Here is a 25,715-nt window from a genome sequence, read left to right as displayed (position 1 = left end):
GCGGCTCAGGCCGCGATCCCCGGCGGCACCTCAAACCCACTCAACCCCCGATGGCTCTCAAGCATCAGGTCGTAATCCCTCAGGTCGATCTGGAGAAACGCCTGCGCCAATTCCGGGTCAAACTGACTCCCGGCACACTTCTCGATCTCCGCCAGCACCTTCTCCCGGGGCATCGCCGCCCGGTAAGAACGCGTCGAGCTCATCGCATCGAACGTATCCGCCAACGCGATGATCCGACCGTGATACGGGATGTCCTCACCCTTCAGACCCTGCGGATACCCGCGCCCGTCCCACCGCTCGTGGTGCGACACCACCCCGCCCAGAACATCCTCCAGTGACGGTACGTCCTTGAGAATCCGATACCCGATCTCCGGGTGTTTCTTGATCTCCCCGAACTCCTCATCCGTCAGCCTGCCGGCCTTCAGTAGGACTCGCTCGGGAACGCCGATCTTGCCCACGTCGTGCACCAGCCCCGCGATCCGCACGCGCTCGATCTCTTCCTCACTCAGACCCACCGCCTGCGCCGTCTGCTGCGCCAGCAGCGCCACCCGCTGCGAGTGACCCCGCGTATACGGGTCCTTCGCATCGATCGACGCCGTGAGCGCCCGAAGCGTTCCCAGAAACATCCGCTCCTGCTCAGCGAAACGCGCCAGGTTCTCGTGATACGTCCCGAGAAACTCCGCCGTCGCATCGAAGAACTGCATCTCGACGCTGCTCACATCTTCCTCATCCCCCACACGCCCGCCCGCCGCGATCAGGCCGACCACCACGTGGTCGTGATGGATCGGCTCCACGAGAACCACCGAGCCCGCCATCGCCGCCAGCGCGTGCTGATCCGGATCCAGCACACGGCTCCAGCCGTCGCCACGGATCCCCCCAGCGACCTCCTTCAGCATCACATCCAGAGCCTCGTCCGAACACGCCACCTCTCCGGAGAACACGCACTTACCCGACAGCTCGGGAACCGGCGACGAATCCAGGAACGTCAGCGCCACCCACTTGAACGGCTGAATCGCCTGGATCTGACGCGTCAACGCCTCCAGGCCCTGAGCCGGATCACTCGAATGATTCAGGATCCGCGACACCCGATAGAGCAGCCGCGTCTCCTCATACGACTGCAGCAGCTTCCCGCTGAACTCATCGAGCGCTTCCATGTCCCCCGCCGCCGCTTCCTGATCCTCAAACACCCAGGCGAGCAGCCGCGACAAACGCTCCGCATCCACAGGCGTCTCCGACAGCAGGCGCTCCGTCCCCTCCTCCATCGCCAGCTGCGCACAGCGACGATCCAACGCCGCCACCACCGCCCCACCACCCGTCGCCGGCCCCAGCCCAAAGAGCACACAACCCGGGAACGGCTCCCAGGTCGTCGCCGACCCATCCTCTTGCCAACGCTCAAGGGCCTCAGCCGCCTTCTGCTCAATCAACTCCGGCAGCCCCGCCTGATCCTCAGGCCACAGCCGACGAAGCGCCCCATCCTCAACCGCCCAGACAGGCAGCTTCAGCGCCGCGCAACGCTCACCAAGTGTCTCCCACACCAAGTCATGCATAACTGCCTCGCTGTCTCACCGTCAGGCCGCTTCCGCAGCAACCTCTTTATCCAGTCCAAGAATCTCCCGAACCGTCTCATCCAGTTCGGCCCCGCTCAACGGCTTGTCCAACAGTGCCTGCACGTTCGTCTGAACCAGTTCACTCTTGGTCAGCCGATGGCTCCGCGCCGTCAGCACGATCACCGGCACCTCCGCGGTCGCTTCGGCCTCAGCCAGCGCGATCGCCAGTTCCAGCCCGTTCATCTCCGGCATCTGGTAATCAGACACCACCAGATCAGGCGGGTTCGCCAGCGCCTTCTCCAAAGCCTCCCGTCCATGGCACGCCGTCTCTACCTCCAGCCCGCTCTGCTTCAGCCGGAAGGCCAGAATCCGCGTGATATGCCGCTCGTCATCCGCCACGATCACCCGACGTCCAGACATCTCGACCTCTCCTGCGACAGACCTCAAAAGCGAGTCACACGCTCGCAACATCGACCCGGACCCAACACCACCTGAGCCCCAGGCCCAACCGGACGCATCCTTTGTCAAACCAAAACCCGCAAGACCCACCCAGATCACAAGCCCACAGGCGCTCTGCAACACCTGTAACGATCACACCGCCTGGAACGATTCTGCCGCCCCGCCTACCTACCATCGCCCATGCCCACAACCGCCAACAACCTCCACTCCGAGTTCAACACGCGCGACGAACTCATCCAATACTGCAACGAGCAGTTCCCCCAGGCCGCCACGATCGACAACCGCGCCTCCGATACATCGGGTGGTCTCGCCGCCGCCAACGATCGCCTCGCAGCCATCAACCCGCGCGAGTACGCCAAAACCAGAAACTTCCCCGACGGCTCCGTCACCCGACTCTCGCCCTACCTCCGCCACGGCGTCCTCTCCCTCGCGCAGGTCAGAGACAAAGCCATCGAAACCGCAGGCTCGGCCAGGGGTGCCTACAAGCTCATCAACGAACTCGCCTGGCGAGACTACTGGCGGCGCGTGCTAGGCAACATCGGCAACGACATCTGGACCGACCTCGAAGACCACAAAACCGGCCTCGACGCCTCCGCCTACACCGACGACCTCCCCGAAGACATCGCCAACGCCCAAACCGGCATCGACTTCATCGACCTCTGGATCACCGAACTCTACGAAACCGGCTATATCCACAACCAGTCGCGCATGAAGCTCGCCGCCTACCTCGTCCACTGGCGACGCGTCAGCTGGCAGACCGGGGCCGCCTGGTTCCTCACCCACCTCCTCGACGCCGACCTCGCCTCCAACAACCTCTCCTGGCAATGGGTCGCCGGGACCTTCAGTCACAAGCCCTACATCTTCAACCTCGAGAACGTCCAGAAATGGTTCGGCCCCCACCTCAACGGCCGAACACCCCAAGGCGACAACCCCTTCGACCTCACCTACGACCAGCTCAACGACAGACTCTTCCCATGAACCACCCCCCCACCGCCCCCAACGCCATCACCTGGGTCCACGACGAGATGCTCACCCCCGAAGCCCTCGCGCCCAACCAGCCCGCCATCTTCGTCTTCGATGAAGACTGGCTGCAGACCGAGCAACTCTCCCTCAAGCGCATCGTCTTCATGTACGAATGCCTGCTCGAACTCCCCAACCTCACCATCCGCAAAGGCAACCTCCTCGAACAGGTCCGCGCCTTCGCCGAGGAACACCACACCGCAACCATCGTGACCCGTTCCAGCCCCCTCCCACGCCTCCGCCAGCAGATCGAGCAACTCTCAACCACCCACCAGGTCCAGATCATCCCCGAACCCACTTTCGTCGATCTGCCCGCCGAACCCGATCTCAAACGCTTCTCCCGCTACTGGCGCAAGGCCGAACGCCAACTCATCCGCTAATCCCAAGCCTTCCCCCGCCACGCCAGACTCTTCGTATTCATCCGCAGAACCAGCCCCTCACCCTCTTCCAGCATCCGCTCACCCATCGCGACCGCCCGCCTCAGCTGCGCATCATCCAGTTGCTTATACGCCCGCAGCCGCCGATCCAAATGCTCATACCAGCACCCTTGAAACAGATGATCCAGAATAATCCGCATGAAGCAGTGATCCTCCCGCACCGCCCAGTTCTCCAACGCGGCCAATGACGGCAACTCCACGCGGGTGAGCGCCAGGTAACGCGCCTGCAGCGCATACCGATCCCCTGTCGAATCCGGATCGCCGCCATCACCACCAAACAGCACGTGCTTCACGCCACATCCACCTGTTCAGTCGCACCCCCCCGATCATCACCACTCGGCATCCGCCGATCGCCAGGCCGCTTCCGCGACCCGTGCTTCAGGTAGACCCGCTTCGACTCCCGACGCGCCGCCGCCGAACCCCGCACCGCAAACATCCGCCGCTGCGCCTCCCGATAAGCCTCCTTGTGATCGACAACAGGCCCCGGATAGTCCTCACCCACCACACAACCCGCCATCGCCTGCGTCATCTCCGGACACCGCTCCGGCTGAGACAGATACTCCACCGGCATCCGCTCCAGCTCCGGCACCCACCGCCGAATAAAAACACCCTCCGGATCCTGATCCAGCGCCTGCTTGATCGGCGAATAGATCCGCACCGTGTTGATCCCCGTCGTCCCCGACTGCATCTGGCACTGGCTGTAATGAATCCCGGGCTCAAAATCGAGGAACTGCCTAGCCAGAAACGGCGCTGTATGCCGCCAGTGCAGCCACAGGTGATAACTCGCAAAGCTCATCAGCATCGCCCGCACCCGGAAGTTGATCCACCCCGTCCGATGCAGACAACGCATGCACGCATCCACCATCGGATACCCGGTCCGCCCCGCACACCACGCCTCGAAACGCTGATGATCCCGGTCGGTCCACTGTCGAAGGTCTTCCTCCCGCAACCCGTCATACGCCCGGTGCATGTTCCGAAACTCGATCGCCGGCTCATCCTCCAGCTTCTGGATGAAATGACTCTGCCACCTCAGCCGCTTCGCAAAACTGTTGACCGACCGCCGCCACTCGGTCGCCTCACCACGCTTGCCCTTCAACTCCAGCAGCCGCCCCTGCGCCGCGTGATGCGCTTCCCGGAGCGACACCGTCCCGTACGCCAGATGAGGACTCATCTGGCTGCAAGCCCACTCCCCCTCAACCGGCGAAGACATCGCCCGCTGATAATCCCGCCCACGCTCGGTCAGAAAACTGCCGAGCAAATCCAGCCCCACCTCACGACCACCCGGCTGCGCCTCCGTCTTCGTTGACGCTTCGACGCCAAGCGACGCCTCATCCAGAATCTCGCCCACCGCGATCCCGCCCATCGCCTCTGCCGGCCACGGCTCGATCCGCGTCGGCTTGGCGAAAGGCGCCACCGCCATCCGCTTCAGCCACTTCTTCGCCCAGCCATCCCGGGTCTTTAGCACCCTAACCACCCCGTGCTGCGGGAGTTCGACCCAGCGCACACCCCGACGCTTCGCCCAAGCCTTGACCCGCTTGTCCCGCTCATACGTCGCCCCAAGCCCCGTTTCCTCGTGACTCCACAAACCATCAAACGCCACCGCTTCCCGCAGCCGATCCAGCACCCCCGTCACCTCTCCCCTTGCCAGGATCAACTCACCGCCCAAACCCCGCAGCGCCTCTCGAAGCTCAGCCAGACTCTGATTCACAAAACGCAGATGACACCCATCGTGCTCCGCAGCGTCGATCACCTCCGGCTCGTACACGTACAACCCGATGACCGGCCCGGCCTCCGCCGCACGCACCAACGGCTCGTGATCCACCACCCGCAGATCCCGCTTGAACCAGACCACCGACAGCAAAAGACAGCCTCCTTACACCCCAGAACAGCCGATCGTAGGTCGCCCCACCCACTTCAGGTCATGCCGCCACAGGAATACCGCTAGACCAGCGCCTAATCATTCCTCCATACAAGGAGACCCCATGTCAGAGCACACCACCAACTGGCCCGACCTCGCCATCGGCCTCTACGACCGACTCACCGGACGCCAGGCCGAAATCACCTACGAATTCGACAACATGAGCATCAAGGTTCCCTCCGGCACAGGCGACGACGCCGTCCACGCCAACTGGGTCCTCTCCGGTACCGTCAAGATCCGCACGAGGGACGGTGTCTCCCCAAACTGATCCTGGCCGGCAGCCTCTCGGGCACCCTCGACGGACGCCCCGTCACCATCACCGCCGCCGGCCAGCACATCACCCTCAAGACACGCCACACACTGGGCTCGCTCGGCTCACTACGGCGCACCCAGCGTGCAGCCTCTCTGTGGCTCGACACCAGCAAACCTAAACTGGGCTTGACCGTAACGGTCAAACCCGGTTGGCTGCCCGCAAGGACGATCCATCTCTAAACCAGACACGCCGGAGCCCGCGCTGAACACCCCGCAACTCCAACGCGTCTTCCTCACCGGCGCCACCGGCTACATCGGCGGTCGTCTCGCCCCACGCCTGCTCGACGCCGGCCACTCCGTCACCTGCCTCGTCCGCGACCCCCGCAAACTCGCCGACCGCCCCTGGTCCCACCACGCCAACGTCACCATCGTCCAAGGCGACGTTACCCACGCCGACTGGCTCGCCAAACAGATGGCCGACCACGACGCCGCCTACTACCTCATCCACTCCATGGTCGCCTCAGGCGGAACCTACGCCGAACGCGATCGCCAACTCGCCGAACGCTTCCGCCAGGCCGCCCAGACCGCTCAACTCAAACGCATCATCTACCTCGGCGGGCTCGGCGAACTCGGCCCCGGCCTGAGCCAGCACCTCCGCTCACGCCGGGAAGTCGAAGACATCCTCACCTCAGGCGACGTCCCCGTGACCTGCTTCCGCGCCGCTATGATCATCGGCTCTGGCTCCGCCTCATTCGAGATCCTCCGCTACCTTGTCGACCGCCTCCCCCTCATGATCACCCCCAAGTGGGTCCGCACCGAGTGCCAGCCCGTGGGCGTCGCCGACGTCCTCCACTGGCTCGTCCGCAGCCTCCAAACCCCCGAGACCATCGGCCAGACCCTCGAAATAGGCGGGCCCGACAAGCATCGCTACATCGACCTCATGCAGATCATGGCCAAGGAGATCGGCCTCCGAAAACGCATCATCATCCCCGTACCCGTCCTCACGCCCAAACTCAGTTCGCTCTGGATCGGGCTCGTCACCCCCGTCTCATCCCGACTCGCACGCCCCCTCGCCGAAGGCCTCCGCAACCGCGTCGTCGTGACCAACGACCTGACCCAGCAACTCATGCCCCACGATGCGCTCACCGCCCAGCAGGCCATCCACCGTGCCGTCCAGAAAACCAGGCTCGCCCAGATCGAAACCCGATGGTCCGCAGCAGGTGTCATCGCCGGCGACCCCGACTGGGCCGGAGGCTCCACCCTCGTCGACCGACGCATCATCGATATCTACGCCTCACCCGAGCACGTCTTCACCGCCGTCTGCCGCGTCGGCGGCGGACACGGCTACTACGCCGCCGACATCCTCTGGAAGATCCGCGGCTGGATGGATCAACTCGTCGGAGGCCCCGGACTCCGACGCGGACGACGACACCCCGAAACCGTCGAGTACGGTGAAACCCTCGACTTCTGGCGCGTCATCGACGTCCAACGCGACCGACGCCTCTCCCTCCTCGCCGAAATGAAACTCCCGGGCGAAGCCGGCCTCGAATTCCGCATCCAACCACCCGCCACCGACAACGCCCCCACCCAACTCACGATGACCGCCCGCTTCCGACCCCGCGGCCTCACAGGCCTCGCCTACTGGTACGCCGTCCTCCCCCTCCACCACATCGTCTTCTCCGGCATGCTCCATGGCATGAAACGCGCCGCCGAAGACCTCAGTCAGGGCAAAGCCGAACCCTCTCAAAGTACACCCGCTTAGCCACAAGGAAGCAGATCGCTCAACCCTTGTCTGGCTCAGGCTCAGAGGGTTGATACGCATCTATGCCACAGCGCAGTCCGCCTGTGACAAACCCGCACACGTTAAAGAATACCGCAGAAAGCGCCCCAACAACAAAGCCTTTAAATGGAGTGACCAGAAGCAGGTACGCGTACTCAACTTCAAAAAATGAACCTAAATAAATCAATGAGTACACAAGCCCGTACAACCCACTAGCCAGATACAAAAAGGCCATAAATAGCCCTGTATCTACGATCGAAAGGTATCGCAACTTATAATTAACCATAGACTCAGCCGCAGCCTTCAAACCCCTGTGTGTAATCTTCCTCCGCTTCAATCACCATCGACAAACCACCCGTGAACCGGGCCACGACGTTGTAGACAAACGCCGCAATCACACCCGAAATAAAACCAAGTAGCGGATAGAAAACAGCCGCCACAATCGCCACGACCACCGCGCCCAATGCTGGGCCCGGCTGCCCCTGAACCGCCTGGAAGGCACCGCCCAGAATCGCAAACGGTAGGAAGATCAAAGCCAACAAGAAATACAGCCCCGCGCAAACCACACCCGCACGCACAACACCAATCCGCGTCACGTAATAGTTCATACCCAAGCCCTTTCAGGTCGCATCACAAAACCTCATCCCCCACCATCAGGCGCGCCGCCGCCGTCAGACCCAGCGAAAGTGCGTCGCCCCCCTCCACCCCCACCGTTAGCGTCCCCGCAAACCCGTCCCGACCCCGCACCGTCACCAACACACCCGGCAGCAACCCCCGATCCGTCAGCCAGGTCAAAAACGCCGGGTCGTCACCCACGATCCGCTCCAATCGATACCTCCCCTCCGATACCTCCGCCAACGCCGTCATCGAACGCACCGGCATCTCCCCCTCCGACGTCGGAATCGGATCGCCATGAGGGTCGTGCGTCGGCCGCCCCAGCATCTCATCCATCCGCTCCAGCATCCGCTCCGATACCACGTGCTCCAACGCCTCCGCCTCAGCATGCACATCGGCCCAGTCCAGATTCATCACCTCCACCAGAAACAACTCCACCAGCCGATGTCGCCGCAAGACATCCAGCGCCACCGCCTGACCCGCCCGAGACAGCTTCACCCCCGCTCGCGGCCGATACCCCACCAGCCCCTGCTCCGCCAGATGCTTCATCATCGTCGTCGCCGTGCCAGGCGTCACCCCCAGCCGATCCGCCAAGTCCCCTGTCGAGACACGCCCACCCGCGGCCCCCTGCGACAGGCCATGAATCGCTTTGAGATAGTTCTCTGCCGTGCTGGTCGCCATCAGCCCAGCATACATTTTGATGAATCAAAATCAAGACGAAGGTCATCGCTGCCCGTATGATCCGTGTCCGCACAGGACTCCGCCCACGCGTTGATTAAACAGACCAAAAAACCTAGGATAAATCAAATGCAGCATTTTGATGTGTCAAAATTAATCCTGGCCCTGGCCCTCTTCGCAGGCCTCCTGCTCACCGGCTGCCGACCCGCCGAAGAGCCCGCCGCCGACACGGGCTCCTACCGCATCGTCACCACCATCGCCATGGTCGCCGACGTCGCCCGCAACATCGCCGGCGACCGCGCCACCGTCACAAACATCATCGGTGAAGGCGTCGACCCCCACCTTTACAAACCCACCCGAGCCGACGTCGCCCGCTTCCAGGAAGCCGATGTCATCCTCTACAACGGCCTCATGCTCGAAGGCAAGATGGGCGACGTTCTCGTCCGCCTCGCCCGCTCCGGCAAAACCGTCTACCCCGTGACCGAAACCCTCTTCGAACAGTCCGACTACCTCATCATCGACGCAGAGCAGCACCACGACCCCCACGTCTGGATGGACGTCGCCGGCTGGATGCGCGCTGCCGAAGTCATTGCCACCGCCCTCACCGAACACGATCCCCAGGGCGCCGAGACCTACCAGGCCAACCTCGAAACCTATCTCGAACAGCTCCGAGCCCTCGACACCTACGCCCGCGACACCATGGCCACCATCCCCGAAAACCAACGCGTCCTCGTCACCGCGCACGATGCCTTCGGCTACCTCGGCCGCGCCTACAACCTCGAAGTCCTCGGCATCCAGGGCATCTCCACCGAATCCGAAGCCGGACTCCTCGACCTCGAACGACTCATCCAACGCATCGTCAACGACAACATCCCCGCCGTCTTCGTCGAAACCTCCGTCGCCGACAAGAACGTCCGCGCCCTCGTCGAAGGTGCCCACGCCGCCGGCCACCAACTCGTCATCGGCGGCTCACTCTTCTCCGACGCCATGGGCCAACCCGGCACCTACGAAGGCACCTACATCGGCATGATCGACCACAACGTCACCACCATCACAAGAGCCCTAGGCGGGTCCGCCCCCGAAACCGGCTTCCAGGGCAAGCTCAACCAGACCATAACAGCTACCCCATGACACCCATCCACCTCCACCAACCCGAAAAAGCCGCCGCCGGACACGAGCACCCGCCCGAACTCCCGCTCGCTATCCACGACCTCACCGTCGCCTACCACCGCAAGCCCGTCCTCTGGGACGTCGACCTCGATATCCCCGAAGCCGCCCTCGTCGGCGTCATCGGGCCCAACGGTGCCGGCAAATCCACCCTTATCAAAGCCTGCCTCGACCTCGTCCCCAAAGCCTCCGGCGCCGTCTCGGTCTACGGCAAGCCCTATCAGCAACAACGCGCCCGCGTCGGCTACGTCCCCCAAAGAGAATCCGTCGACTGGGACTTCCCCGTCTCCGCCCTCGATGTCGTCGCCATGGGCACCTACGGCCAACTCGGCTGGTTCCGCCGCGTCGGCAAACAACAAAAAACCCAGGCCCTCGAAGCCATGGAACGCGTCGGCGTCCACCACCTCGCCAACCGCCAGATCAGCCAGCTCTCAGGCGGACAACAACAACGCGTCTTCCTCGCCCGAGCCCTCGTCCAGCAGGCCGACCTCTATTTCATGGACGAACCCTTCGCCGCCGTCGACGCCGCCACCGAACTCGCCATCGTCGAACTCCTCCGCGAACTCCGGCAACGAGGCGGCACCTGCCTCGTCGTCCACCACGACCTCGCCACCGTCACCCAGTACTTCGACCACACCGTCCTGCTCAACATGCGTGTCGTCGCCGTCGGACCCACCCGCGAAGTCTTTACCACCGACAACCTCCGCAAGACCTACGGCGGGCAACTCACCCTCCTCGACCAGGCCACCGAAGCCGTCCGCGTCTCAGCGAACTAAGCCCGCCCCATGATCCTCGCCATCCTCGCCGAAACCTCCGGGGCCGCCGCCGTGGCAGCAACCAGCGACGCATTATCCCTGTCAGGCATCCTCCGCGTCCTCCTGCTCGAAGACTACAACACCCGACTCGTCGTCCTCAGCACCGCCCTGCTCGGACTCGCCTCCGGCTGCATCGGCTCATTCCTCCTCCTCCGCGAACGATCACTCATGGGTGACGCCCTCTCCCACGCCACCCTCCCAGGCATCGGGCTCTGCTTCATGCTCATGGTCCTGCTTGGCGGGTCCGGGAAAAACCTACCCATCCTCCTCCTCGGAGCCGCACTCACCGGCATCCTTGGCGTCGCCGTCGTCCTCGCCATCCGAGACACCACCCGACTCAAAGACGACGCCGCCATGGGCATCGTCCTCTCCGTCTTCTTCGGCATAGGCGTCGCCATCCTCGGCATGGCCCAGGCCATGCCCCAGGGCTCCGCCGCAGGCCTCGAATCCTTCATCTACGGCAAGACCGCCTCGATGGTACTCACCGACTTCATCCTCATCGCCGCCGTCGCCGCCGCCGTGGTCATCGCCAGCCTCCTCCTCCTCAAAGAGTTCACCCTCCTCGCCTTCGATGAACCCTACGCCGCCAGCCAGGGCTGGCCCGTCCGCGCCCTCGACCTGCTCATGCTCGGGCTCGTCGCCGCCGTCACCGTCATCGGACTCCAGGCCGTCGGCCTCATCCTCATCATCGCATTGCTCATCACCCCCGCCGCCGCCGCACGCTTCTGGACCCACAACCTCAGGCACATGCTCCTCATCGCCGGGGCGCTCGGGGCCGCCTCCGGCTGGGTCGGCGCCTCCCTCAGCGCACTCGTTCCCAAACTCCCCGCCGGAGCCATCATCGTCCTCGTCGCCGCCGCCTTCTTCGCCATCAGCATGACCTTCGGACCCGCCCGTGGCGTGCTCGTTCGTGTCGCCCGGCACATCCACCTACGCAGGAAGATCGGCCGCCAGCACCTCCTCCGTGCAGCCTTCGAACTCCTCGAATCCCGCAGACACCCCGAAACCGATCGCGTCCCCAACCTCCCCATCGCCCTCGATGATCTCCGCACCCAACGCGCCTGGGCACCCGGCGAACTCCGCAAGCTCATCCGCACCGCCCGGCGCGAAGACCACATCGAAACCCTCGACCGCCGATCCCTACGACTCTCCGAATCCGGCTTCGGCGAAGCCGCACGCATCACCCGCAACCACCGACTCTGGGAACTCTTCCTCATCCACCACGCCGACATCGCCCCCTCCCACGTCGACCGCGACGCCGACATGGTCGAGCACGTCCTCGGACCCGACCTCGTCCGCAAGCTCGAAACCAACCTCCAGTCACTCGCCAGCCCACTCAACATCCCCCCCAGCCCGCACGAACTCTCGCCACCTCAACCAACCGAAGGCAAACCATGAGTTGGCTCCCGATCGACACCTGGATCGTCATCGTCGGAGCCCTCTGCGCCATGGCCTGCGCCCTGCCCGGCTGCTTCCTCGTCCTCCGGCAGATGAGCATGATGGGCGACGCCATCAGCCACGCCGTCCTCCCCGGCCTCGCCATCGCCTTCATCGTCACCGGCAGCCGCGCCAGCTTCGGCATGTTCCTCGGCGCCGCCATCGTCGGCATCCTCACCGCCGTCTTCACCCAGTGGATCAGCAGGTTCGGACAGGTCGATCGCGGGGCCGCCATGGGCGTCGTCTTCACCACCCTCTTCGCCCTCGGACTCCTCCTCCTTGTCCAGGCCGCCGACACCGTCGACCTCGACCCCGGCTGCGTCCTCTACGGAGCCATCGAGTTCACCCCCCTCGACACCTACACCCTGACCCTCGCCAACACCACCCTCGACATCCCCCGCGCCGCCGTCACCCTCGGCACGGTTCTGCTCCTCAACCTCGCCGTCATCGTCCTCTTCTTCAAGGAACTCCGCCTCAGCTCCTTCGACCCAGAGCTCGCCACCACGCTAGGCGTCCCGGCCACGGCCATGCACTACCTACTGATGACACTCACCGCCATCACCACCGTCGCCTCCTTCGAAGCCGTCGGCAGCATCATCGTCATCGCCATGCTCATCGTCCCGCCCGCCGCCGCCTTCCTGCTCACCCGCCGACTCCCCATCATGCTCCTCATCAGCCTTGTGATCGCCGCAGCCTCTGCCGTCCTCGGCCACACGCTCGCCATCACGGTCCCGACATGGTTTGGCTTCACCGGCACCTCTACCGCAGGCATGATGGCCCTCGCCGCCGGACTTATCTTCACGCTAGTCTGGGTCTTCGCACCCACTCAGGGCCTCGTCGCCCGCCTCCGTAGTCACCACCACCTCTCCGAACCAGACCCCTTCACCACCGCCTGACCACCCCCTCAAAAATCCTTACACATCTCACCCACCTTGCCATCGCCGCAGGTGTAGAACACACACATGGAAACCGCCGCAGACTTCGCCTGGTACCTGCCACTGCTCATCTTCTTAGCCCGCGTCGCCGACGTCTCCCTCGGCACCATCCGGATGATCCTCGTCATCGCCGGACGCCGCTGGATCTCCGCCTTCATCGGCTTCATCGAAGTCGCCATCTGGGCCCTCGCTGTCGGCGGGCTTGTCACCAACCTCTCCAACCCCATCATTCTCGTCTTCTACGCCGGTGGCTTCGCCGCAGGCACCATCCTTGGCATCTACATCGAAGAATGGATCGCCCTCGGCATCCGACTCGTCCGCGTCATCAACCGCGATACCTCCATCAACCTCTGCCGGGCCCTCCGCGAAAAAGGCTTCCGCGTCACCCGCGTCGAAGGCACCGGCCAGGACGGCCCCGTCGAAATCGGCTTCTCCATCGTCCGCCGAACCGACCTCCCCGCCTACCAGGATGCCGTCCACAGCATCGCCCCCAAAGCCTGGATTGCCGTCGAACGCGCCGAACAGGCATCCGCCACCGCCATCACCTCCGACGCCAACAAACGCCGACGAAAACTCTTCGGACTCGGAGCCATAAGAAAATAAACCCCCGGCAAACCCGCATCAGCAGCTTCCCTAAGCCGCCACATCCGCAGCTTGGCCTAATCAGGCCCTTCGACTAGAATCCGCGATCCGAAAAGCGCAACCCCTGCGCCCACCCCGGGACACAACGTCCCCCTGGAGCCGTGGATGAGCCGAGCCGCCACCTACGTCGAACCCGCACCCAAGACCTTCCTCAAGCCAGCGGTCCATCAGAACAAACTGCTGTCACGAAAAGGCTTAAACGAACGACTCTTCACCGCCTGGTTCGGCGGCTTTGTCTACAACCAGATCTGGGAAGACCCCCGCGTCGACCTCGAAGCCCTTCAGGTCCAGCCCGACGACTCCAAAATCCTCCAGATCTCCTCTGGCGGCTGCAACGTCCTCAACTACCTCGTCGCCAAGCCCCAACGCATCGTCGCCGTCGACCTCAACCGCCACCACATGTACCTCACACGGCTGAAACTCACCGCCGTCCAGCACCTCCCCGATCACGAATCCTTCTTCCAGTTCTTCGGCTGTGGCGACACCAAGTCCAACGTCCAGGCCTACCACACCCACATCAAAGAACACCTCGACGCCGGCACCCGCGCCTACTGGGAAAGACGACCCAAGCTCACAGGCCCCTTCCGCAAGCCACGCATCGAGTACTTCGGCAAGAACTTCTACAACCAGTCCAAGCTCGGCCTGCTGCTCCGCGTCACCCACGCGCTCAGCCACTTCACCAAGATGGACCCCGCCAAGCTCCTCGAACTCAACTCCGTCGAAGAACAACGCGAGTACTTCGACAAACACATCGACCCCTTCTTCAACCGAAAACTCGTCCGCTTCATCGGCAAGGTCCCCCTCGTCGGCTTCTCTCTGGGGATCCCGCCCCACCAGCACGACGCCATGATGGAAGAATGCGACGGCCAGGTCATCGACCTCTACCGAGAACGCGCCCGCAAACTCCTCTGCGACTTTCCCATTAAGGACAACTACTTCGCCTGGCAGGCCGTCTCCAGGCGCTACGACCGCGAAGAACGCGCAGGCATCCCCGACTACCTCAAGGCCGAGAACTTCGACACCATCCGCGAGATGGCACCCCGCGTCGAAACCCACGTCACCTCCCTCACCCACCAGCTCAACCAGGAAGAGCCCGGCGGCATCGATCGCTTCGTCTTCCTCGACTCCCAGGACTGGATGCCCCCCGCCGTCCTCACCGAACTCTGGACCGAAATCGCCCGCGTCGCCCCCGTCGGCGCACACATCGTCTTCAGGACCGCCTCCACCCTCTCGCCCCTCGAAAAAGGCCTCCCCGAAGAACTCCTCGCGCGATTCACCGCCCACCGCGACCAGGCCGCCGAGCTCTTCAAGCAGGACCGCTCCGCCATATACGGCGGGTTCCACATCTACGAGAAAACCAGCTAGAGACCGTGACCAACGCAGCGACCCAACCCACGCAGCCCTCGCACGACCACGACCCCGCTCGCGCGATGGACCGCATGTACCGCTACACCCGACACGTCTACGACGCCAGCCGAAAGTTCTACCTCTTCGGCCGCGACCAGCTCCTCTACCAGCTCGAAACCCACCCAGGCGACACCGCTCTCGAAATCGGCTGCGGCACCGCACGCAACCTCATCAAGCTCGCCAAACTCCGGCCCGACATCAAGCTCTATGGCGTCGATGCCTCCGAGCAGATGCTCATCACCGCGCGATCCAACATCCGCGCCGCCGGACTCCAGGACCGCATCACCGTCAAACAGGGACTCGCCCAGGAACTCTCCGCCGACATGTTCGGCCTCGACAAACCCTTCGACGTCCCCTTCTTCTCCTACTCCCTCTCCATGATCCCGCCATGGAAAGAGTCCATCGACGCAGCCCTCAACCACCTCGCCCCCGGCCGCAGCCTCTACGCCGTCGACTTCTGGGACCAGCAGGACCTCCCCGCCGCCTTCCGCTGGACACTCACCCGATGGCTCCGCCTCTTCCACGTCGTCCACCGACCCGAGATGCTCCAATACCTCCAGCATCTCGCCGAGGGCCAGCCCTACCAACTCGACCTCACCTCCATCATGGGCCGATGCGCTTACATCGCTCGACTCACACCCGCCACCGACGAGCCGACATAAGCACGCATACGATCCAAGCACCGGCCGCCCACGCCAAATCAAGACGAGAGCCCGATGCCATGAGCCGATACAGATACCGCACAGCCTTTTTTCTCTGCCTCTGGACCCTCACGATGACCACCCCGCTGCACGCCTCCAACCCGCCGACACCCGAACCAGACGTCGATGAAGTCAACGTCCAGGCCGGCGAAATCCGACGCGGACTCGTCGTCGGATCCACCGACGGCAAATCCCGCGAACAACGCGTCTTCGAAGACGCCATCTCCCACGTCGAACCCTCTATGCAAGGCGACCCCGCCCGGCTCGACGTCTATATCCACCACTTCAAAACCCGGTTCGTCGGCGACCCCAGGCTCTTCCACTTCGACGTCCAGGCCACCTACGACGAACCCACCGGCATCGTCCTCCTCGAAGGACACGTCGAATACCACGAACACAGAACGGCAGTCCACAAAATGCTTGGCTACATGGGCTTCGACCAGATCGACAACGAAATCCAACTCGTCCCCGACCCCGCCCTTGGCGACCACAAGTTCGCCATCGTCCACGCCGAACACACCTTCATCTACTCCAAGCCCGAGGGCCCCCGCGAAACCGTCACCCAGACCGTCTTCGCCGACCCCATCTTCGTCCTAGCCCCCGCCGACAACGACCATCTCCTCGTCCACGGACCCGACGGCTACCTCGGCTACGTCGCCGCCGCCGACGTCACACCCGTCAAGGCCGACCGCTTCAACGCCTGGCGCGGCCGCGACCAGGCCGTCCTCACCCGTGACCACCAGCACCACGACCTCAAGATCCGACTCGGCGCCTCACTCCCCATCGCCCACCAGTCAGCCGACAAGGTCACCGTCGAACTACCCGACGGCTCACACGCAGAACTCCCCCTCGACGCCATCGACATCCACCCCAACGAACCCGACCCACGCTCCGAGGCCGCCATCGCCGCCGGCATGGAACTCCTTGGCGTCCCCTACGTCTGGGGCGGCATCGCCTCCGACGGTCTCGACTGCTCCGGCTTCGTCCAGACCGTCCACCGCGCCCAAGGCGTCCTCCTCCCCAGAGACGCCGACATGCAGGGCACCGTCGGCTCGCTCTCCGCCACCCGATGGCACCGCGAAACCATGCGCCGAGGCGACCTCATGCTCTTCCTCGGATCCCGTGGCCGCATCAACCACGTCGGCATCTACCTCGGCTCCGGCCAATACATCGAGTCCGCCTCAGGCGGCGTCCAGATCACCTCCATCGACCCCAACGACGACAACTACAACGAACGCAGAGCCAACACCTTCTGCTTCGCCAAAAGACTCTTCCGCTAACCACCCCTACCGCCTTCTCACCACCGGCGCCTCCACCGTCCCCGTCACCCGAAAGTCCGCCAACTCCTCCGCCACCCGCTCCTGCACATCCCGACGAACCTCACGCCCCAACACCCCCAGCAGCGCCCCCAGATCACCCCCCACCCGACGCGCAGCCCGATCGATCTCATCATCGATCGCCCCCGAGATCGCCTCATCCGCCTTCGTCAGCCGAACCGACACCAACGCATCCAGCTCCTGCAAAAACGTCACCTCACCCCGCGCCTCCACCGACGCCTGCTCCGTCTCAATCCGTACCTCGTCCAGCCGCACCCGATCCCCAACAAGCGTAAACGCCACATCCGCCGTATCCACCAGCTCATCACTCCCCAGCAGCTCCTCCAGATCCAAAGGCGAATCCAGCGCCACCCCCAACACCTCCGACAACACCGGCAACGGCGCCAGATTCCCATCCCGAACCGTCACCGTCCCCCAGCCTCCAGCCTCCGTCATCACCCGCGCCAACGGCCCCTCCAACCGAACCTCCGCGTCCATCACCCCCGCCGTCCGCGACACGAAACTCTCACGCCCCACCGCCGCCAACGCTAACGGCTGCAAATCCACCCCCTCCGCCGTCACCACCAACGAACCCGCCATCGGATCATCCAACCCCACATGCCCCGCCAACCCGATCTCGCCACCCGTCGTGAACCCCAACCCCACATCCTCCAACACAACCGACCGCCCACTCAACCGAACCCCCGCCCGCGCCGCACCCAACGGCACCACCTCCTCGCCATAACGAATCGAAGCCTCAGCCAGATCCACCCGCAGGAGTGCATCCTCAAGAGAAGTCCCCGTCAGACCCAGATCAGCCGTCAACCCACCAACCGCCAAAGGAGCACGCAGCGACGCATGCCGAAGCACCACCGGCACAACACTGCCCGCACCATCCAGACCCGCCACGCGCAACTGCAAACCAACCCGTCCGCTCTGATCCACACCCACCTCCCCACCATCAGAAACCACCACCACCTCCACCGACTGCCCAACCACCAACGGCTCCGCAACCCCTTCCTGCAACCGCGCCAGCGTCTCTGGAGCCACCACCCAACGCAGCACCTCCCCCGCCTCAATCGCCACCACACCCCCCGCATAAGCCAGATCCAGATCCGCCTGCACCCGCTCACTCTCAACAAAAGCCATCACCTGCCCCGCTTCATCACGCCAATGCCCACCAAATCCAAGCGTGATCACTTCACCCAAAAGCTCCGACACATCCCGCCGCCCCAGGATGGCATCAACCACTTCACTCGGAAACCGCTTCAGCTTTGCCTGACCCGTCAACTGACCCGTCCCCAACGTCAACCGCCCATCAGGAGCCACCCACTGGCTGCCCTGCAACGAAGCGAACAAACCCGACGCCGTCTCATCCTCAACCTCCCCGTAACCCACCGGCGAAGCCAGCCAGAGATGAACATCGTCAAGCGTCTCAAGCGCAAAACCAGCCTCAAAGCCAACCACGTGCTCTACCCCCAACCCCTCATCCACCACCCGCACCTCACCCTCCACCACCTCCACCTCACCCCGAACCCCAAACGGCACTCCCACCATCGGCACTCCCCCGCCTCCCGTCGATCCAGCCCCAGCGCCAGTCCCTGATCCCCCACCGCCCGAAGAACCACCCACCAACCCCAACGCCCGCTCCACATTCGTCACCCCATCCGCACCCCGCACCACCTCCAGCCGAGGCCGCACCACCGCCACCTTCCCAAACCGCTCCCAGTCCCGAAGCAGCCCCCACACCGTCACCTCCCCCGCATCCACCCGCTCCATTTCAAACACCATCACGCCATCCGCATCCACCAGCGACACCCCCTCCACCACCGCCTCCGAAAACCACCCCACCGACCAAGAGTCGACATGCACCTGACCCGGAATCGTCCCGTTCACCTGTCCCAGCACCAGCCCCCGCACCCACCCCGAACTCGCAATCGCAGGCAGCAAAGCCACCAGCACGATCAACAACACAACCACCCCTCCCAATCCACCCACCAGCCACCGCCAGACCCGGCGCTGAGGCCGCTTCGCCCCTGCTGACCCCGAAACCGACCCCTCCGCCACATCCACTGCAGAATCAGCCATCGAAAACTCCTATCAGGAAAAAACCATCATCCCCTCCCTACGTCTCCCAAGCGACCCCCTGTTCGCCCCAAACACAACCCTCATGTCTTATAGGTCTTCTATGAGCCTCCCCGGTCTGCTACGATTGAACGATAGGCAGAGGACCCTGAGGGACAGGCATGCGCCGAACCACCACAACCCGAGCCGACTTCCCCGCCACCCAATGGTCACTCATCGGCGAGGCCTCCGGCGCTGGCGACCGCGCCCGCGAAGCCCTCAACCACCTCCTCTCCATCTACCTCCCCGCCCTCCGATCCCACCTGATCTACCGCAAACGCTACCGCTCCGACGAAGCCGATGAACTCCTCCAGGGCTTCATCACCGACAAAGTCATCGAACGCAACCTCCTCGCCAAAGCCGACCAGGCCCGCGGCAAGTTCCGAACCCTCCTCCTCACCGCCCTCAACAACTACGTCATCTCCGTCAAACGAGCCGAAAAAGCCGCCAAACGCTCTCCCGGACCCGCCGGACAAAACGGCACCGGCGGCCCAGGCGGAGGCGGGGGAGGCATCCGGTCCATCGACGACGAGGGCGCCGAACACCTCGGAGCCGTCCCCGACGACCACGTCCGATCCTTCGAGATCGAATGGGCCCGGCTCGTCCTCGATCAGGCCGTCGAACGCGTCCGCGACCAATGCGTCGCCACCAAACGACCCGACCTCTGGGGAATCCTCGAACTCCGTGTCCTCAAACCCACGCTCCAGGGCGTCGAGCCCGTCGACTACGACACCCTCGTCCAGAAATTCAACTTCCGAACCCCCATGCAGGCCTCCAACGCCCTCATCACCGCCAAAAGACTCTTCGTCCGCCAGCTCCGCGAGGTCGTCCGAGCCTACGTCGAATCCGACGACGACATCGACCGCGAAATCGAAGAACTCCGAGAACTCCTGGCCGGCGCAGAACCCGTCGACCAATAGCGTAACCTCTATACCAAGGCCGCAAACGCAAGCGATTCCACCCGGCCGACCGACAACCAGTACCACGCAAAGCGCCCAAACCGTCACGCGGCTCCGCTTTCAACACCCGCTGGCCATCCATACCCTCCGCCAGCGAACGACAACCCGGCCGGAAAAGGGACGAGGCATGCTCGAAGACACCGACTACACCACCAACCCCACCAAGCTCGCCGACATGATCGCCCTCGACCCCCTCGAAGGCCACACTTGGACCGCCGACGACCTCGGCAAAATCTTCAAGCACCAGCTCAACAGCCCCCTCCTCCTCGACCTCTCCGACTTCGACCCCGGCTCCGCCGCCCACGCCAAAGGCATCGCCCTCAAAGCTACTCCCCCCATCGAAACCTTCAGCGACCTCCTCACCCACCCCAAGCCCCCCAAAGAACTCCTCGACCTCGTCAAAGCCTTCGCCAAATCCCTCATGAACCGACGCGACGCCGCCCTCCCCCGCGAACTCGCCGTCACCCTCTACTACCTCACCATCGCCGCCGCCCTCGACAAAAACCAAACCCGCATCACCACCCTCCCCGACAACCAACTCAAACAAGGCCTCAACTGGTCCGCCTCCCAACCCTGGCTCAACCCCATCCTCAAAGACACCCTCAAGCAGGCAACCGCAAAAATCTAAGTTTCGCTCCTTCTCTACGAATGAGCTACCACACTTTCGCAGACCGAAAGTCAGTCCAAGTGTGCTCGGGTTCCACACCTCGTCCCGAAGTGTGGAACCCTTTGACACGTCGTGGACCCTTCATAATCTACCGATCAACAACAACCGCGGGTGGCTGTGGGCACGCCGCGTGCCCACAGAACCGATGATCGTGACATGACACATTTTCGAAAGTGACGTCAGAGTTCACAGACAACAATAGCTACGCGATACCCAGACTCGACAGGCACATATGCGACGAGAGAGAAGGCTGAACCTCCTCTCAGTTCATAGATCTCGTCCGCCTGCCGAAAAATACGTGCCATACCTCTAGAAAGCACAGGCCAATCTTCGGGATAACCGCCTGCGAACAGCGCTACTTCAACCGCGTCATGACGGGGCGTGAGCAGCGTAGCAAGCTCGTTCTGTTGCATCTCGAGCAAAAACGAATAACAGTTATCTCTGGCGATCAAGTAAGCAGACGAATCCTCAATGACCTCAACATCGTCTGAGAGATCGCCAAAAAGATAGAAGCTATCAAAGTGGGCTTGAATGCTATGAGGGCTCCCAGACAACGGCAGCTTCGATATCAGGAAGACCACAGAAACGACCAGTAAAAGCAAACTGCCCGCGAGACCAATGACATGCCATCTACTTCGCTTCATTAACTCTTATCCTACCCCCATGCCCCGCCCCATCACCTCCCCCACCAACCCCCTCCTTAAACGCACCGCCCTCCTCCGCAAACCCGCGCGCCAACGCAAAGAAAACGTCTTCCTCGCCGAAGGCCATCGCGAAATCTCCCGCGCCCTCGCCGCCGGCCTCAAACTCGAAACCCTCCTCATCGACAAAGAATCCCACCTCGCCCAACTCCCGACCCTCCCCGCCGATCTCGACATTGCGCTCCTCCCCACACCCCTCCTCAAAAAACTCACCTACCACGACCAGCCCGAAGGTCTCCTCGCCATCGTCGAACGCCCCGCTTGGGATGCCTCCCTCCTCACCACCGCCAACCGCATCCTCGTCGCCGTCGGCACCGCCAAACCCGGCAACCTCGGCGCCATGGCCCGCACCGCCGCCGCCTTCGGCTTCGACCTCATCCTCTCAGCCGGCGACACCGTCGACCCCTTCAACCCCAACGCCATCCGCACCTCCACCGGCGCCGTCTTCTCCCTCCCCATCCTCCACCACACCATGGACGAACTCCACCTCTGGCTCACCCAGACCCACCACCAACTCCTCGCCGCCGAAGTCCAGGCGTCCACCGACTACCGCACCCTCACCTACACCCCGCCCCTCGCCATCCTCATCGGACCCGAAGACACCGGCCTCACCCCCCAAACCCTCGCCGCCATCGACCAGGCCAACGGCACCAGAGTCACCATCCCCATGAAGACCACATCCGATCAAACAGGAGTGGGGGGGGCGGATTCTCTGAACGCCTCCACCGCCGCCGCCCTTCTCATGGCCGAAGCCACCCGCTCCCCTGCCAACAACGCCTAACCCTGATCCCCCGACATCTTCCGAATCAGATTCGTCGTGCTCAATCCCTCCCGCAGACCCACCAGCACGATCTCCCCGCCATACCCATCCACCACCTCATGACCCACCACCTGATCCCGCGAATAATCCGCCCCCTTCACCAACACCTCAGGCCGGATCGCCTCAATCAGATGCGTTGGCGTGTCCCGATCAAACACCACCACATAGTCCACACTCTCTAGCTCACTCAACACCAGCACCCGATCCGCCTCCGCATTCACCGGCCGCCCCTCCCCCTTGAGCCGATGAATCGAACCATCATCATTCACCGCCACCACCAGCAGGTCCCCCGCCTGCCGCGCCTCCCGCAGATACGCCACATGCCCCGCGTGCAGAATGTCGAAACACCCGTTTGTCATCGCCACCCGCTTCCCCGCCCGACGATGTGCCGCCAACTCAGGCAGCAACGCCTCCATCGACCTGACTTTCCCTAGAGACTCCTTCTGCTGACTCAGCACCTGCAGCAACACCTCATCCAATTCAATCGGCACCACCCCAAACCGCTCCACCTCCAGACCCGCCGCCAGATTCGCCAGCTCCACCGCCTCCCGCCAGCCACAACCGTTCCCGCGCGCCGCCGCCAGCATCGCCAACACCACATCCCCCGCACCCGTCACGTCGTAGACCGACCGCGCCACCGTCGCCACCCACTCATGCCCACCCGTCTCCGTCCGCAGCAGCGCCCCCTGCTTATCCAACGTCAACACCACCGCCTCCAACCCCAGATCCTCAAACAACCGATCCGCCACCGCCTCCACCCGACCCTCACCCAACGTCGACAACCCCGTCGCCCGCTCCGCCTCCGTCCGGTTAGGCGTCACCACCGTCGCCCCCCGATACTTCCCGTAATCCCCGATCGCCGCCGGGTCCACCAGCACCTCCAGCCCCTTCGCCTTCGCCCGCTCAATCACCCCCCGGCAAACCCGCTCCGTCATCACCCCCTTGTCGTAATCCTCCAGACAAACCACATCCGCCTCACCGAGCAACCCCTCCACCGCCAAGAGCACAGCCTCCTCCGTCCCCGCATCGATCGCCGACTTCTCCTCCGTATCCAGCCGAAACATCTTCTGCGGGTGACGATGCTGCGCCAGCCCAATCAAACTGTGCTTCACCGTCGTCGGCCGACCCTCACACGCCACCAACCCACGATCATTGACCCCACACTCACGAAGCGCCAGCTTCAAAGCCTTGCCAGCATCATCCTCACCCACCACACCCAGCGCCGTTACCTCACAACGAAGCGCCGCCAGCTGACGACAAACATTCGATGCCCCCCCCGGTCGATCCTCCATCCGATCCACCGCCAGCACCGGCACCGGCGCATCAGGCGACAACCGATCCGCATTCCCATACGTGTACCGGTCCAGCATGTAATCCCCCACCACCAGCACCCGACACACCCGCCACCCATCCAACCGATCCAGTAGCGCCCGACCATTCATACTCGCCGTCCCTCAAAAAGCCCCCGCAAGAGTCTATCGATACCCGCCTCCCCCCGAACCCAGCCCGTCTCCAGCACCGGCCGCCACCACGCCAACCCCTCACCTGTCACCAACGACCGCAGCTTCACCCAATCCTTCTCGGTCGTCAGCACCACATCCGCACCCGCCCGCTCCGCCGACGTCGCCACCTCCCGCACATCCCCCTCAGAAAAATCGTGGTGATCCCCAAACAAGTGCTCACCCACCACCGCCCCCGCCTCACCCACCGCCTCCCGAGCCATCGACACCATCGCACCCGGATTCCCCAGCCCCGTCGCCACATACACCCGCTTGCCCCGCAACGCCTGCTCACCCATCACCTCATCCCCCACCCCCCGATACCCCCGCCACGCCGATGCGCTCCGCGACACCACCACCTCCCCCGCCAACCGCTTCACCTCCGCCTCAACCTCTGCGACCTTCGCCTCATCCACCCGATCCGCTCGCGTCACCACCACCCCATCCGCCCGCGCAAGCCCTTCCACCGGCTCCCGCAACAACCCCCTAGGCAGCAAGTGCCCAAAACCCCACGGATTCATCGCATCCACCAGCACCAGATCCAATTCCCGCCTCACCCGCCGATGCTGGAACCCATCATCCAGAACAAAAACCTCCACCCCCGCATCCTCCGCCAACACCCACCGCGCCGACCGCACCCGATCAGGGTCCGCAGCCACCATCACCCCAGGCAGCTCCGCCGCATACACCCGCGCCTCGTCCGACCCCATCGCCCGCGGCGATCCGATGCTCCCCTCACCATCACTACGCAGCTCCGAGCCATAACCCCGCAGCAGCACCGCCGGCCGCTTCCCCATTCGTTGCAGTCTTCGCACCACCTCCACCACCATCGGCGTCTTGCCCGTCCCGCCCGTCGTCAGATTCCCCACCGACACCACCGGCCGCCCAAGATCCACCACCTCCCGCGCTCCCCGGTCATACGCCCGGTTCCGCCGCGTCACCCCCCACCGGTAAAACGGCTCCGCCAGCCCCAACCCCAGCCGCGCCGCCGCCGCCACACCTCCCACCCGATCGCCCGACATCACACCCTCGATCCAACGGCTCATCCGCCACCCCCCCCGCCCCCCGCATCCCCAACCAATCCATAACCACGCAGCTCCACCACCAAACGCTCCATCGGCAGACCCACCACCGTCGTCGGATCACCATCGACCTCGATAGGCCACCCCGCCGCCTGCCGCTCGAACAGGTTGTACCCGCCCGCCTTGCCCGCCCAGCCGCCACCCGCCACATAAGCCGCCAACACCCCCTCCTCAATCGCCCCCCAGCGAACCACCGCACGATCCGCCCAGGACGACCGCAACGCACCCGCCTCATCAAACAATGCCACCCCCGTCACCACCGCATGATCGCTGTTCACAAACCCCCGAAGCATCGCCAACGCCCGTTCCGGCGACTCAGGCGTCCCCACCAACCCACCACCCTCATCCACGCACACCGTGTCCGAAGCCAGCACCCACCGCCCCGCCCCCACCTCATCCAGCACGCTCCGCCCCTTCGCCTCCGCCAGATCAGCAACCACCGACGCCGCCGATCGACCCGCCTCCACCACCGGTTCCGCCGGATCAGCGAAAGCAGGAACATGCTGAACAAAATTCACGCCCGCCTCGCGCAGCAATCCCGCCCGCCGAGGCGAACGGCTCGCCAGAATCAAACGCGCTGCCGAACCTGATGCACACACCCCCACAGTCTAAACCGAGCAACGTCCGCGAATAACGCAACTCAAACAAATGAAAACCGCCCACTTTTTCAAGCGCAGCAAAACCACACCCCGATAACCATGAACAACGGTCGGCATACCAGATCGCCGACAGACTCA

General features: G+C 63.8%; 27 protein-coding genes. 15 read left to right on the top strand and 12 right to left on the bottom strand.

Translation table 11 applies throughout. From position 1 onward, the window contains the following. Positions 1-5: 5 nt before the first annotated feature. Together ACQZAB_RS06770 and ACQZAB_RS06765 are read right to left on the bottom strand one after the other, a co-directional pair. Complete coding sequence (locus ACQZAB_RS06770) at positions 6-1,547, bottom strand: HD-GYP domain-containing protein (RefSeq protein ID WP_428388257.1); 1,542 nt, start codon at positions 1,545-1,547, stop codon at positions 6-8. A gap of 21 nt (positions 1,548-1,568) precedes the next feature. Further along, on the bottom strand, positions 1,569-1,967 hold the full coding sequence (locus ACQZAB_RS06765; protein WP_428388255.1) for a response regulator: 399 nt from the start codon (positions 1,965-1,967) through the stop codon (positions 1,569-1,571). A gap of 219 nt (positions 1,968-2,186) precedes the next feature. Between ACQZAB_RS06765 and ACQZAB_RS06760 the strand changes: the two genes are divergently transcribed. Together ACQZAB_RS06760 and ACQZAB_RS06755 are read left to right on the top strand one after the other, a co-directional pair. Continuing rightward, positions 2,187-2,984, top strand: coding sequence for an FAD-binding domain-containing protein (locus ACQZAB_RS06760; RefSeq protein WP_428388253.1), 798 nt, complete (start codon positions 2,187-2,189; stop codon positions 2,982-2,984). Beyond that, complete coding sequence (locus tag ACQZAB_RS06755) at positions 2,981-3,406, top strand: hypothetical protein (RefSeq protein WP_428388251.1); 426 nt, start codon at positions 2,981-2,983, stop codon at positions 3,404-3,406. Before ACQZAB_RS06760 ends, ACQZAB_RS06755 begins: the two co-directional genes overlap by 4 nt. Here the strand turns inward: ACQZAB_RS06755 and ACQZAB_RS06750 are convergent. Further along, entirely contained in the window at positions 3,403-3,756 is a 354-nt protein-coding gene (locus ACQZAB_RS06750) for a hypothetical protein (RefSeq protein ID WP_428388249.1), read from the bottom strand. The genes ACQZAB_RS06755 and ACQZAB_RS06750 overlap by 4 nt on opposite strands. Then, positions 3,753-5,321, bottom strand: a complete 1,569-nt coding sequence (locus ACQZAB_RS06745; protein WP_428390146.1) for a deoxyribodipyrimidine photo-lyase/cryptochrome family protein — start codon at positions 5,319-5,321, stop codon at positions 3,753-3,755. Before ACQZAB_RS06745 ends, ACQZAB_RS06750 begins: the two co-directional genes overlap by 4 nt. A 124-nt stretch (positions 5,322-5,445) precedes the next feature. Between ACQZAB_RS06745 and ACQZAB_RS06740 the strand changes: the two genes are divergently transcribed. Both ACQZAB_RS06740 and ACQZAB_RS06735 read left to right on the top strand, forming a co-directional pair. After that, complete coding sequence (locus ACQZAB_RS06740) at positions 5,446-5,649, top strand: hypothetical protein (RefSeq protein WP_428388247.1); 204 nt, start codon at positions 5,446-5,448, stop codon at positions 5,647-5,649. Positions 5,650-5,865: 216 nt separating this feature from the next. Continuing rightward, entirely contained in the window at positions 5,866-7,395 is a 1,530-nt protein-coding gene (locus ACQZAB_RS06735; RefSeq protein ID WP_428390145.1) for an SDR family oxidoreductase, read from the top strand. A 19-nt stretch (positions 7,396-7,414) separates the two neighbouring features. On the opposite strand, the gene ACQZAB_RS06730 is transcribed toward ACQZAB_RS06735, so the two are convergent. Genes ACQZAB_RS06730 through ACQZAB_RS06720 form a run of 3 tightly spaced genes read right to left on the bottom strand, consistent with a single transcriptional unit; the run spans position 7,415 to position 8,709 of the window. Then, positions 7,415-7,720 (bottom strand): hypothetical protein, encoded by a 306-nt coding sequence (locus ACQZAB_RS06730; RefSeq protein WP_428388245.1) that lies wholly within the window; start codon positions 7,718-7,720, stop codon positions 7,415-7,417. Then, the gene (locus ACQZAB_RS06725; RefSeq protein WP_428388244.1) at positions 7,704-8,021 is read right to left on the bottom strand and encodes a hypothetical protein; all 318 of its coding nucleotides are present in this window, start codon (positions 8,019-8,021) and stop codon (positions 7,704-7,706) included. Before ACQZAB_RS06725 ends, ACQZAB_RS06730 begins: the two co-directional genes overlap by 17 nt. 22 nt (positions 8,022-8,043) lie before the next feature. Continuing rightward, positions 8,044-8,709 carry a metal-dependent transcriptional regulator gene (locus ACQZAB_RS06720; protein ID WP_428388242.1) on the bottom strand — a complete coding sequence of 222 codons (666 nt, stop codon included), beginning with the start codon at positions 8,707-8,709 and terminating at the stop codon, positions 8,044-8,046. A gap of 141 nt (positions 8,710-8,850) precedes the next feature. On the opposite strand from ACQZAB_RS06720, the gene ACQZAB_RS06715 reads away from it, so the two are divergent. From ACQZAB_RS06715 to ACQZAB_RS06680, 8 genes are all read left to right on the top strand, one after another. Then, positions 8,851-9,837, top strand: a complete 987-nt coding sequence (locus ACQZAB_RS06715; protein ID WP_428388240.1) for a metal ABC transporter solute-binding protein, Zn/Mn family — start codon at positions 8,851-8,853, stop codon at positions 9,835-9,837. Further along, positions 9,834-10,649: a metal ABC transporter ATP-binding protein gene (locus tag ACQZAB_RS06710; protein ID WP_428388238.1), complete on the top strand. Its 816-nt coding sequence runs from the start codon at positions 9,834-9,836 to the stop codon at positions 10,647-10,649. The genes ACQZAB_RS06715 and ACQZAB_RS06710 overlap by 4 nt, the downstream gene beginning before the upstream one ends. A 9-nt stretch (positions 10,650-10,658) precedes the next feature. After that, positions 10,659-12,086 carry an iron chelate uptake ABC transporter family permease subunit gene (locus ACQZAB_RS06705; protein WP_428388236.1) on the top strand — a complete coding sequence of 476 codons (1,428 nt, stop codon included), beginning with the start codon at positions 10,659-10,661 and terminating at the stop codon, positions 12,084-12,086. Then, positions 12,083-13,021 carry a metal ABC transporter permease gene (locus ACQZAB_RS06700; RefSeq protein WP_428388234.1) on the top strand — a complete coding sequence of 313 codons (939 nt, stop codon included), beginning with the start codon at positions 12,083-12,085 and terminating at the stop codon, positions 13,019-13,021. Before ACQZAB_RS06705 ends, ACQZAB_RS06700 begins: the two co-directional genes overlap by 4 nt. Positions 13,022-13,087: 66 nt before the next feature. Continuing rightward, entirely contained in the window at positions 13,088-13,663 is a 576-nt protein-coding gene (locus tag ACQZAB_RS06695; RefSeq protein WP_428388232.1) for a DUF2179 domain-containing protein, read from the top strand. Positions 13,664-13,807: 144 nt separating this feature from the next. Then, on the top strand, positions 13,808-15,067 hold the full coding sequence (locus ACQZAB_RS06690; RefSeq protein WP_428388230.1) for a DUF3419 family protein: 1,260 nt from the start codon (positions 13,808-13,810) through the stop codon (positions 15,065-15,067). Positions 15,068-15,072: 5 nt separating this feature from the next. Further along, on the top strand, positions 15,073-15,771 hold the full coding sequence (locus tag ACQZAB_RS06685; protein ID WP_428388229.1) for a class I SAM-dependent methyltransferase: 699 nt from the start codon (positions 15,073-15,075) through the stop codon (positions 15,769-15,771). A 59-nt stretch (positions 15,772-15,830) separates the two neighbouring features. Next, positions 15,831-17,090: a C40 family peptidase gene (locus ACQZAB_RS06680; RefSeq protein ID WP_428388227.1), complete on the top strand. Its 1,260-nt coding sequence runs from the start codon at positions 15,831-15,833 to the stop codon at positions 17,088-17,090. A gap of 6 nt (positions 17,091-17,096) precedes the next feature. Here the strand turns inward: ACQZAB_RS06680 and ACQZAB_RS06675 are convergent, their stop codons facing one another. Further along, positions 17,097-19,214, bottom strand: coding sequence for a hypothetical protein (locus tag ACQZAB_RS06675; protein ID WP_428388225.1), 2,118 nt, complete (start codon positions 19,212-19,214; stop codon positions 17,097-17,099). Between the two features lie 158 nt (positions 19,215-19,372). Between ACQZAB_RS06675 and ACQZAB_RS06670 the strand changes: the two genes are divergently transcribed. After that, positions 19,373-20,170 (top strand): hypothetical protein, encoded by a 798-nt coding sequence (locus ACQZAB_RS06670; protein ID WP_428388224.1) that lies wholly within the window; start codon positions 19,373-19,375, stop codon positions 20,168-20,170. Positions 20,171-20,336: 166 nt separating this feature from the next. Then, positions 20,337-20,837, top strand: coding sequence for a hypothetical protein (locus tag ACQZAB_RS06665; RefSeq protein ID WP_428388223.1), 501 nt, complete (start codon positions 20,337-20,339; stop codon positions 20,835-20,837). 218 nt (positions 20,838-21,055) lie between these two features. Here ACQZAB_RS06665 and ACQZAB_RS06660 read toward each other — a convergent pair whose 3' ends face one another. Further along, positions 21,056-21,520 carry a hypothetical protein gene (locus ACQZAB_RS06660; RefSeq protein ID WP_428388222.1) on the bottom strand — a complete coding sequence of 155 codons (465 nt, stop codon included), beginning with the start codon at positions 21,518-21,520 and terminating at the stop codon, positions 21,056-21,058. A 19-nt stretch (positions 21,521-21,539) separates the two neighbouring features. On the opposite strand from ACQZAB_RS06660, the gene ACQZAB_RS06655 reads away from it, so the two are divergent. Continuing rightward, entirely contained in the window at positions 21,540-22,358 is an 819-nt protein-coding gene (locus tag ACQZAB_RS06655; protein ID WP_428388220.1) for a TrmH family RNA methyltransferase, read from the top strand. On the opposite strand, the gene rfaE2 is transcribed toward ACQZAB_RS06655, so the two are convergent. Genes rfaE2 through ACQZAB_RS06640 form a run of 3 tightly spaced genes read right to left on the bottom strand, consistent with a single transcriptional unit; the run spans position 22,355 to position 25,577 of the window. Continuing rightward, on the bottom strand, positions 22,355-23,839 hold the full coding sequence (gene rfaE2, locus ACQZAB_RS06650; protein WP_428388218.1) for a D-glycero-beta-D-manno-heptose 1-phosphate adenylyltransferase: 1,485 nt from the start codon (positions 23,837-23,839) through the stop codon (positions 22,355-22,357). The genes ACQZAB_RS06655 and rfaE2 overlap by 4 nt on opposite strands. Continuing rightward, positions 23,836-24,942 (bottom strand): tetraacyldisaccharide 4'-kinase, encoded by a 1,107-nt coding sequence (gene lpxK / locus ACQZAB_RS06645; RefSeq protein ID WP_428388216.1) that lies wholly within the window; start codon positions 24,940-24,942, stop codon positions 23,836-23,838. Before lpxK ends, rfaE2 begins: the two co-directional genes overlap by 4 nt. Next, positions 24,939-25,577 carry a Maf family protein gene (locus ACQZAB_RS06640; protein WP_428388213.1) on the bottom strand — a complete coding sequence of 213 codons (639 nt, stop codon included), beginning with the start codon at positions 25,575-25,577 and terminating at the stop codon, positions 24,939-24,941. Before ACQZAB_RS06640 ends, lpxK begins: the two co-directional genes overlap by 4 nt. Between the last annotated feature and the right edge of the window lie 138 nt (positions 25,578-25,715).

This window comes from Mucisphaera sp., assembly GCF_965279675.1.
GTDB lineage: Bacteria > Planctomycetota > Phycisphaerae > Phycisphaerales > Phycisphaeraceae > Mucisphaera.
The sequence above is the reverse complement of the archived record's forward strand: the minus strand, read 5'-3'. Positions and strand labels throughout refer to the sequence as shown.

Bases quoted from the DNA above. Each gene is read 5' to 3' on its own strand.
- ACQZAB_RS06670 (WP_428388224.1), top strand. From the start codon at position 19,373: ATGCGCCGAACCACCACAACCCGAGCCGACTTCCCCGCCACCCAATGG.
- ACQZAB_RS06655 (WP_428388220.1), top strand. From the start codon at position 21,540: ATGCCCCGCCCCATCACCTCCCCCACCAACCCCCTCCTTAAACGCACC.
- ACQZAB_RS06665 (WP_428388223.1), top strand. From the start codon at position 20,337: ATGCTCGAAGACACCGACTACACCACCAACCCCACCAAGCTCGCCGAC.
- ACQZAB_RS06705 (WP_428388236.1), top strand. From the start codon at position 10,659: ATGATCCTCGCCATCCTCGCCGAAACCTCCGGGGCCGCCGCCGTGGCA.
- ACQZAB_RS06760 (WP_428388253.1), top strand. From the start codon at position 2,187: ATGCCCACAACCGCCAACAACCTCCACTCCGAGTTCAACACGCGCGAC.
- ACQZAB_RS06710 (WP_428388238.1), top strand. From the start codon at position 9,834: ATGACACCCATCCACCTCCACCAACCCGAAAAAGCCGCCGCCGGACAC.
- ACQZAB_RS06680 (WP_428388227.1), top strand. From the start codon at position 15,831: ATGAGCCGATACAGATACCGCACAGCCTTTTTTCTCTGCCTCTGGACC.
- ACQZAB_RS06725 (WP_428388244.1), bottom strand. From the start codon at position 8,021: ATGAACTATTACGTGACGCGGATTGGTGTTGTGCGTGCGGGTGTGGTT.
- ACQZAB_RS06700 (WP_428388234.1), top strand. From the start codon at position 12,083: ATGAGTTGGCTCCCGATCGACACCTGGATCGTCATCGTCGGAGCCCTC.
- rfaE2 (WP_428388218.1), bottom strand. From the start codon at position 23,839: ATGAATGGTCGGGCGCTACTGGATCGGTTGGATGGGTGGCGGGTGTGT.
- ACQZAB_RS06770 (WP_428388257.1), bottom strand. From the start codon at position 1,547: ATGCATGACTTGGTGTGGGAGACACTTGGTGAGCGTTGCGCGGCGCTG.
- ACQZAB_RS06765 (WP_428388255.1), bottom strand. From the start codon at position 1,967: ATGTCTGGACGTCGGGTGATCGTGGCGGATGACGAGCGGCATATCACG.
- ACQZAB_RS06695 (WP_428388232.1), top strand. From the start codon at position 13,088: ATGGAAACCGCCGCAGACTTCGCCTGGTACCTGCCACTGCTCATCTTC.
- ACQZAB_RS06690 (WP_428388230.1), top strand. From the start codon at position 13,808: ATGAGCCGAGCCGCCACCTACGTCGAACCCGCACCCAAGACCTTCCTC.
- lpxK (WP_428388216.1), bottom strand. From the start codon at position 24,942: ATGAGCCGTTGGATCGAGGGTGTGATGTCGGGCGATCGGGTGGGAGGT.
- ACQZAB_RS06660 (WP_428388222.1), bottom strand. From the start codon at position 21,520: ATGAAGCGAAGTAGATGGCATGTCATTGGTCTCGCGGGCAGTTTGCTT.
- ACQZAB_RS06755 (WP_428388251.1), top strand. From the start codon at position 2,981: ATGAACCACCCCCCCACCGCCCCCAACGCCATCACCTGGGTCCACGAC.
- ACQZAB_RS06740 (WP_428388247.1), top strand. From the start codon at position 5,446: ATGTCAGAGCACACCACCAACTGGCCCGACCTCGCCATCGGCCTCTAC.
- ACQZAB_RS06675 (WP_428388225.1), bottom strand. From the start codon at position 19,214: ATGGCTGATTCTGCAGTGGATGTGGCGGAGGGGTCGGTTTCGGGGTCA.
- ACQZAB_RS06720 (WP_428388242.1), bottom strand. From the start codon at position 8,709: ATGGCGACCAGCACGGCAGAGAACTATCTCAAAGCGATTCATGGCCTG.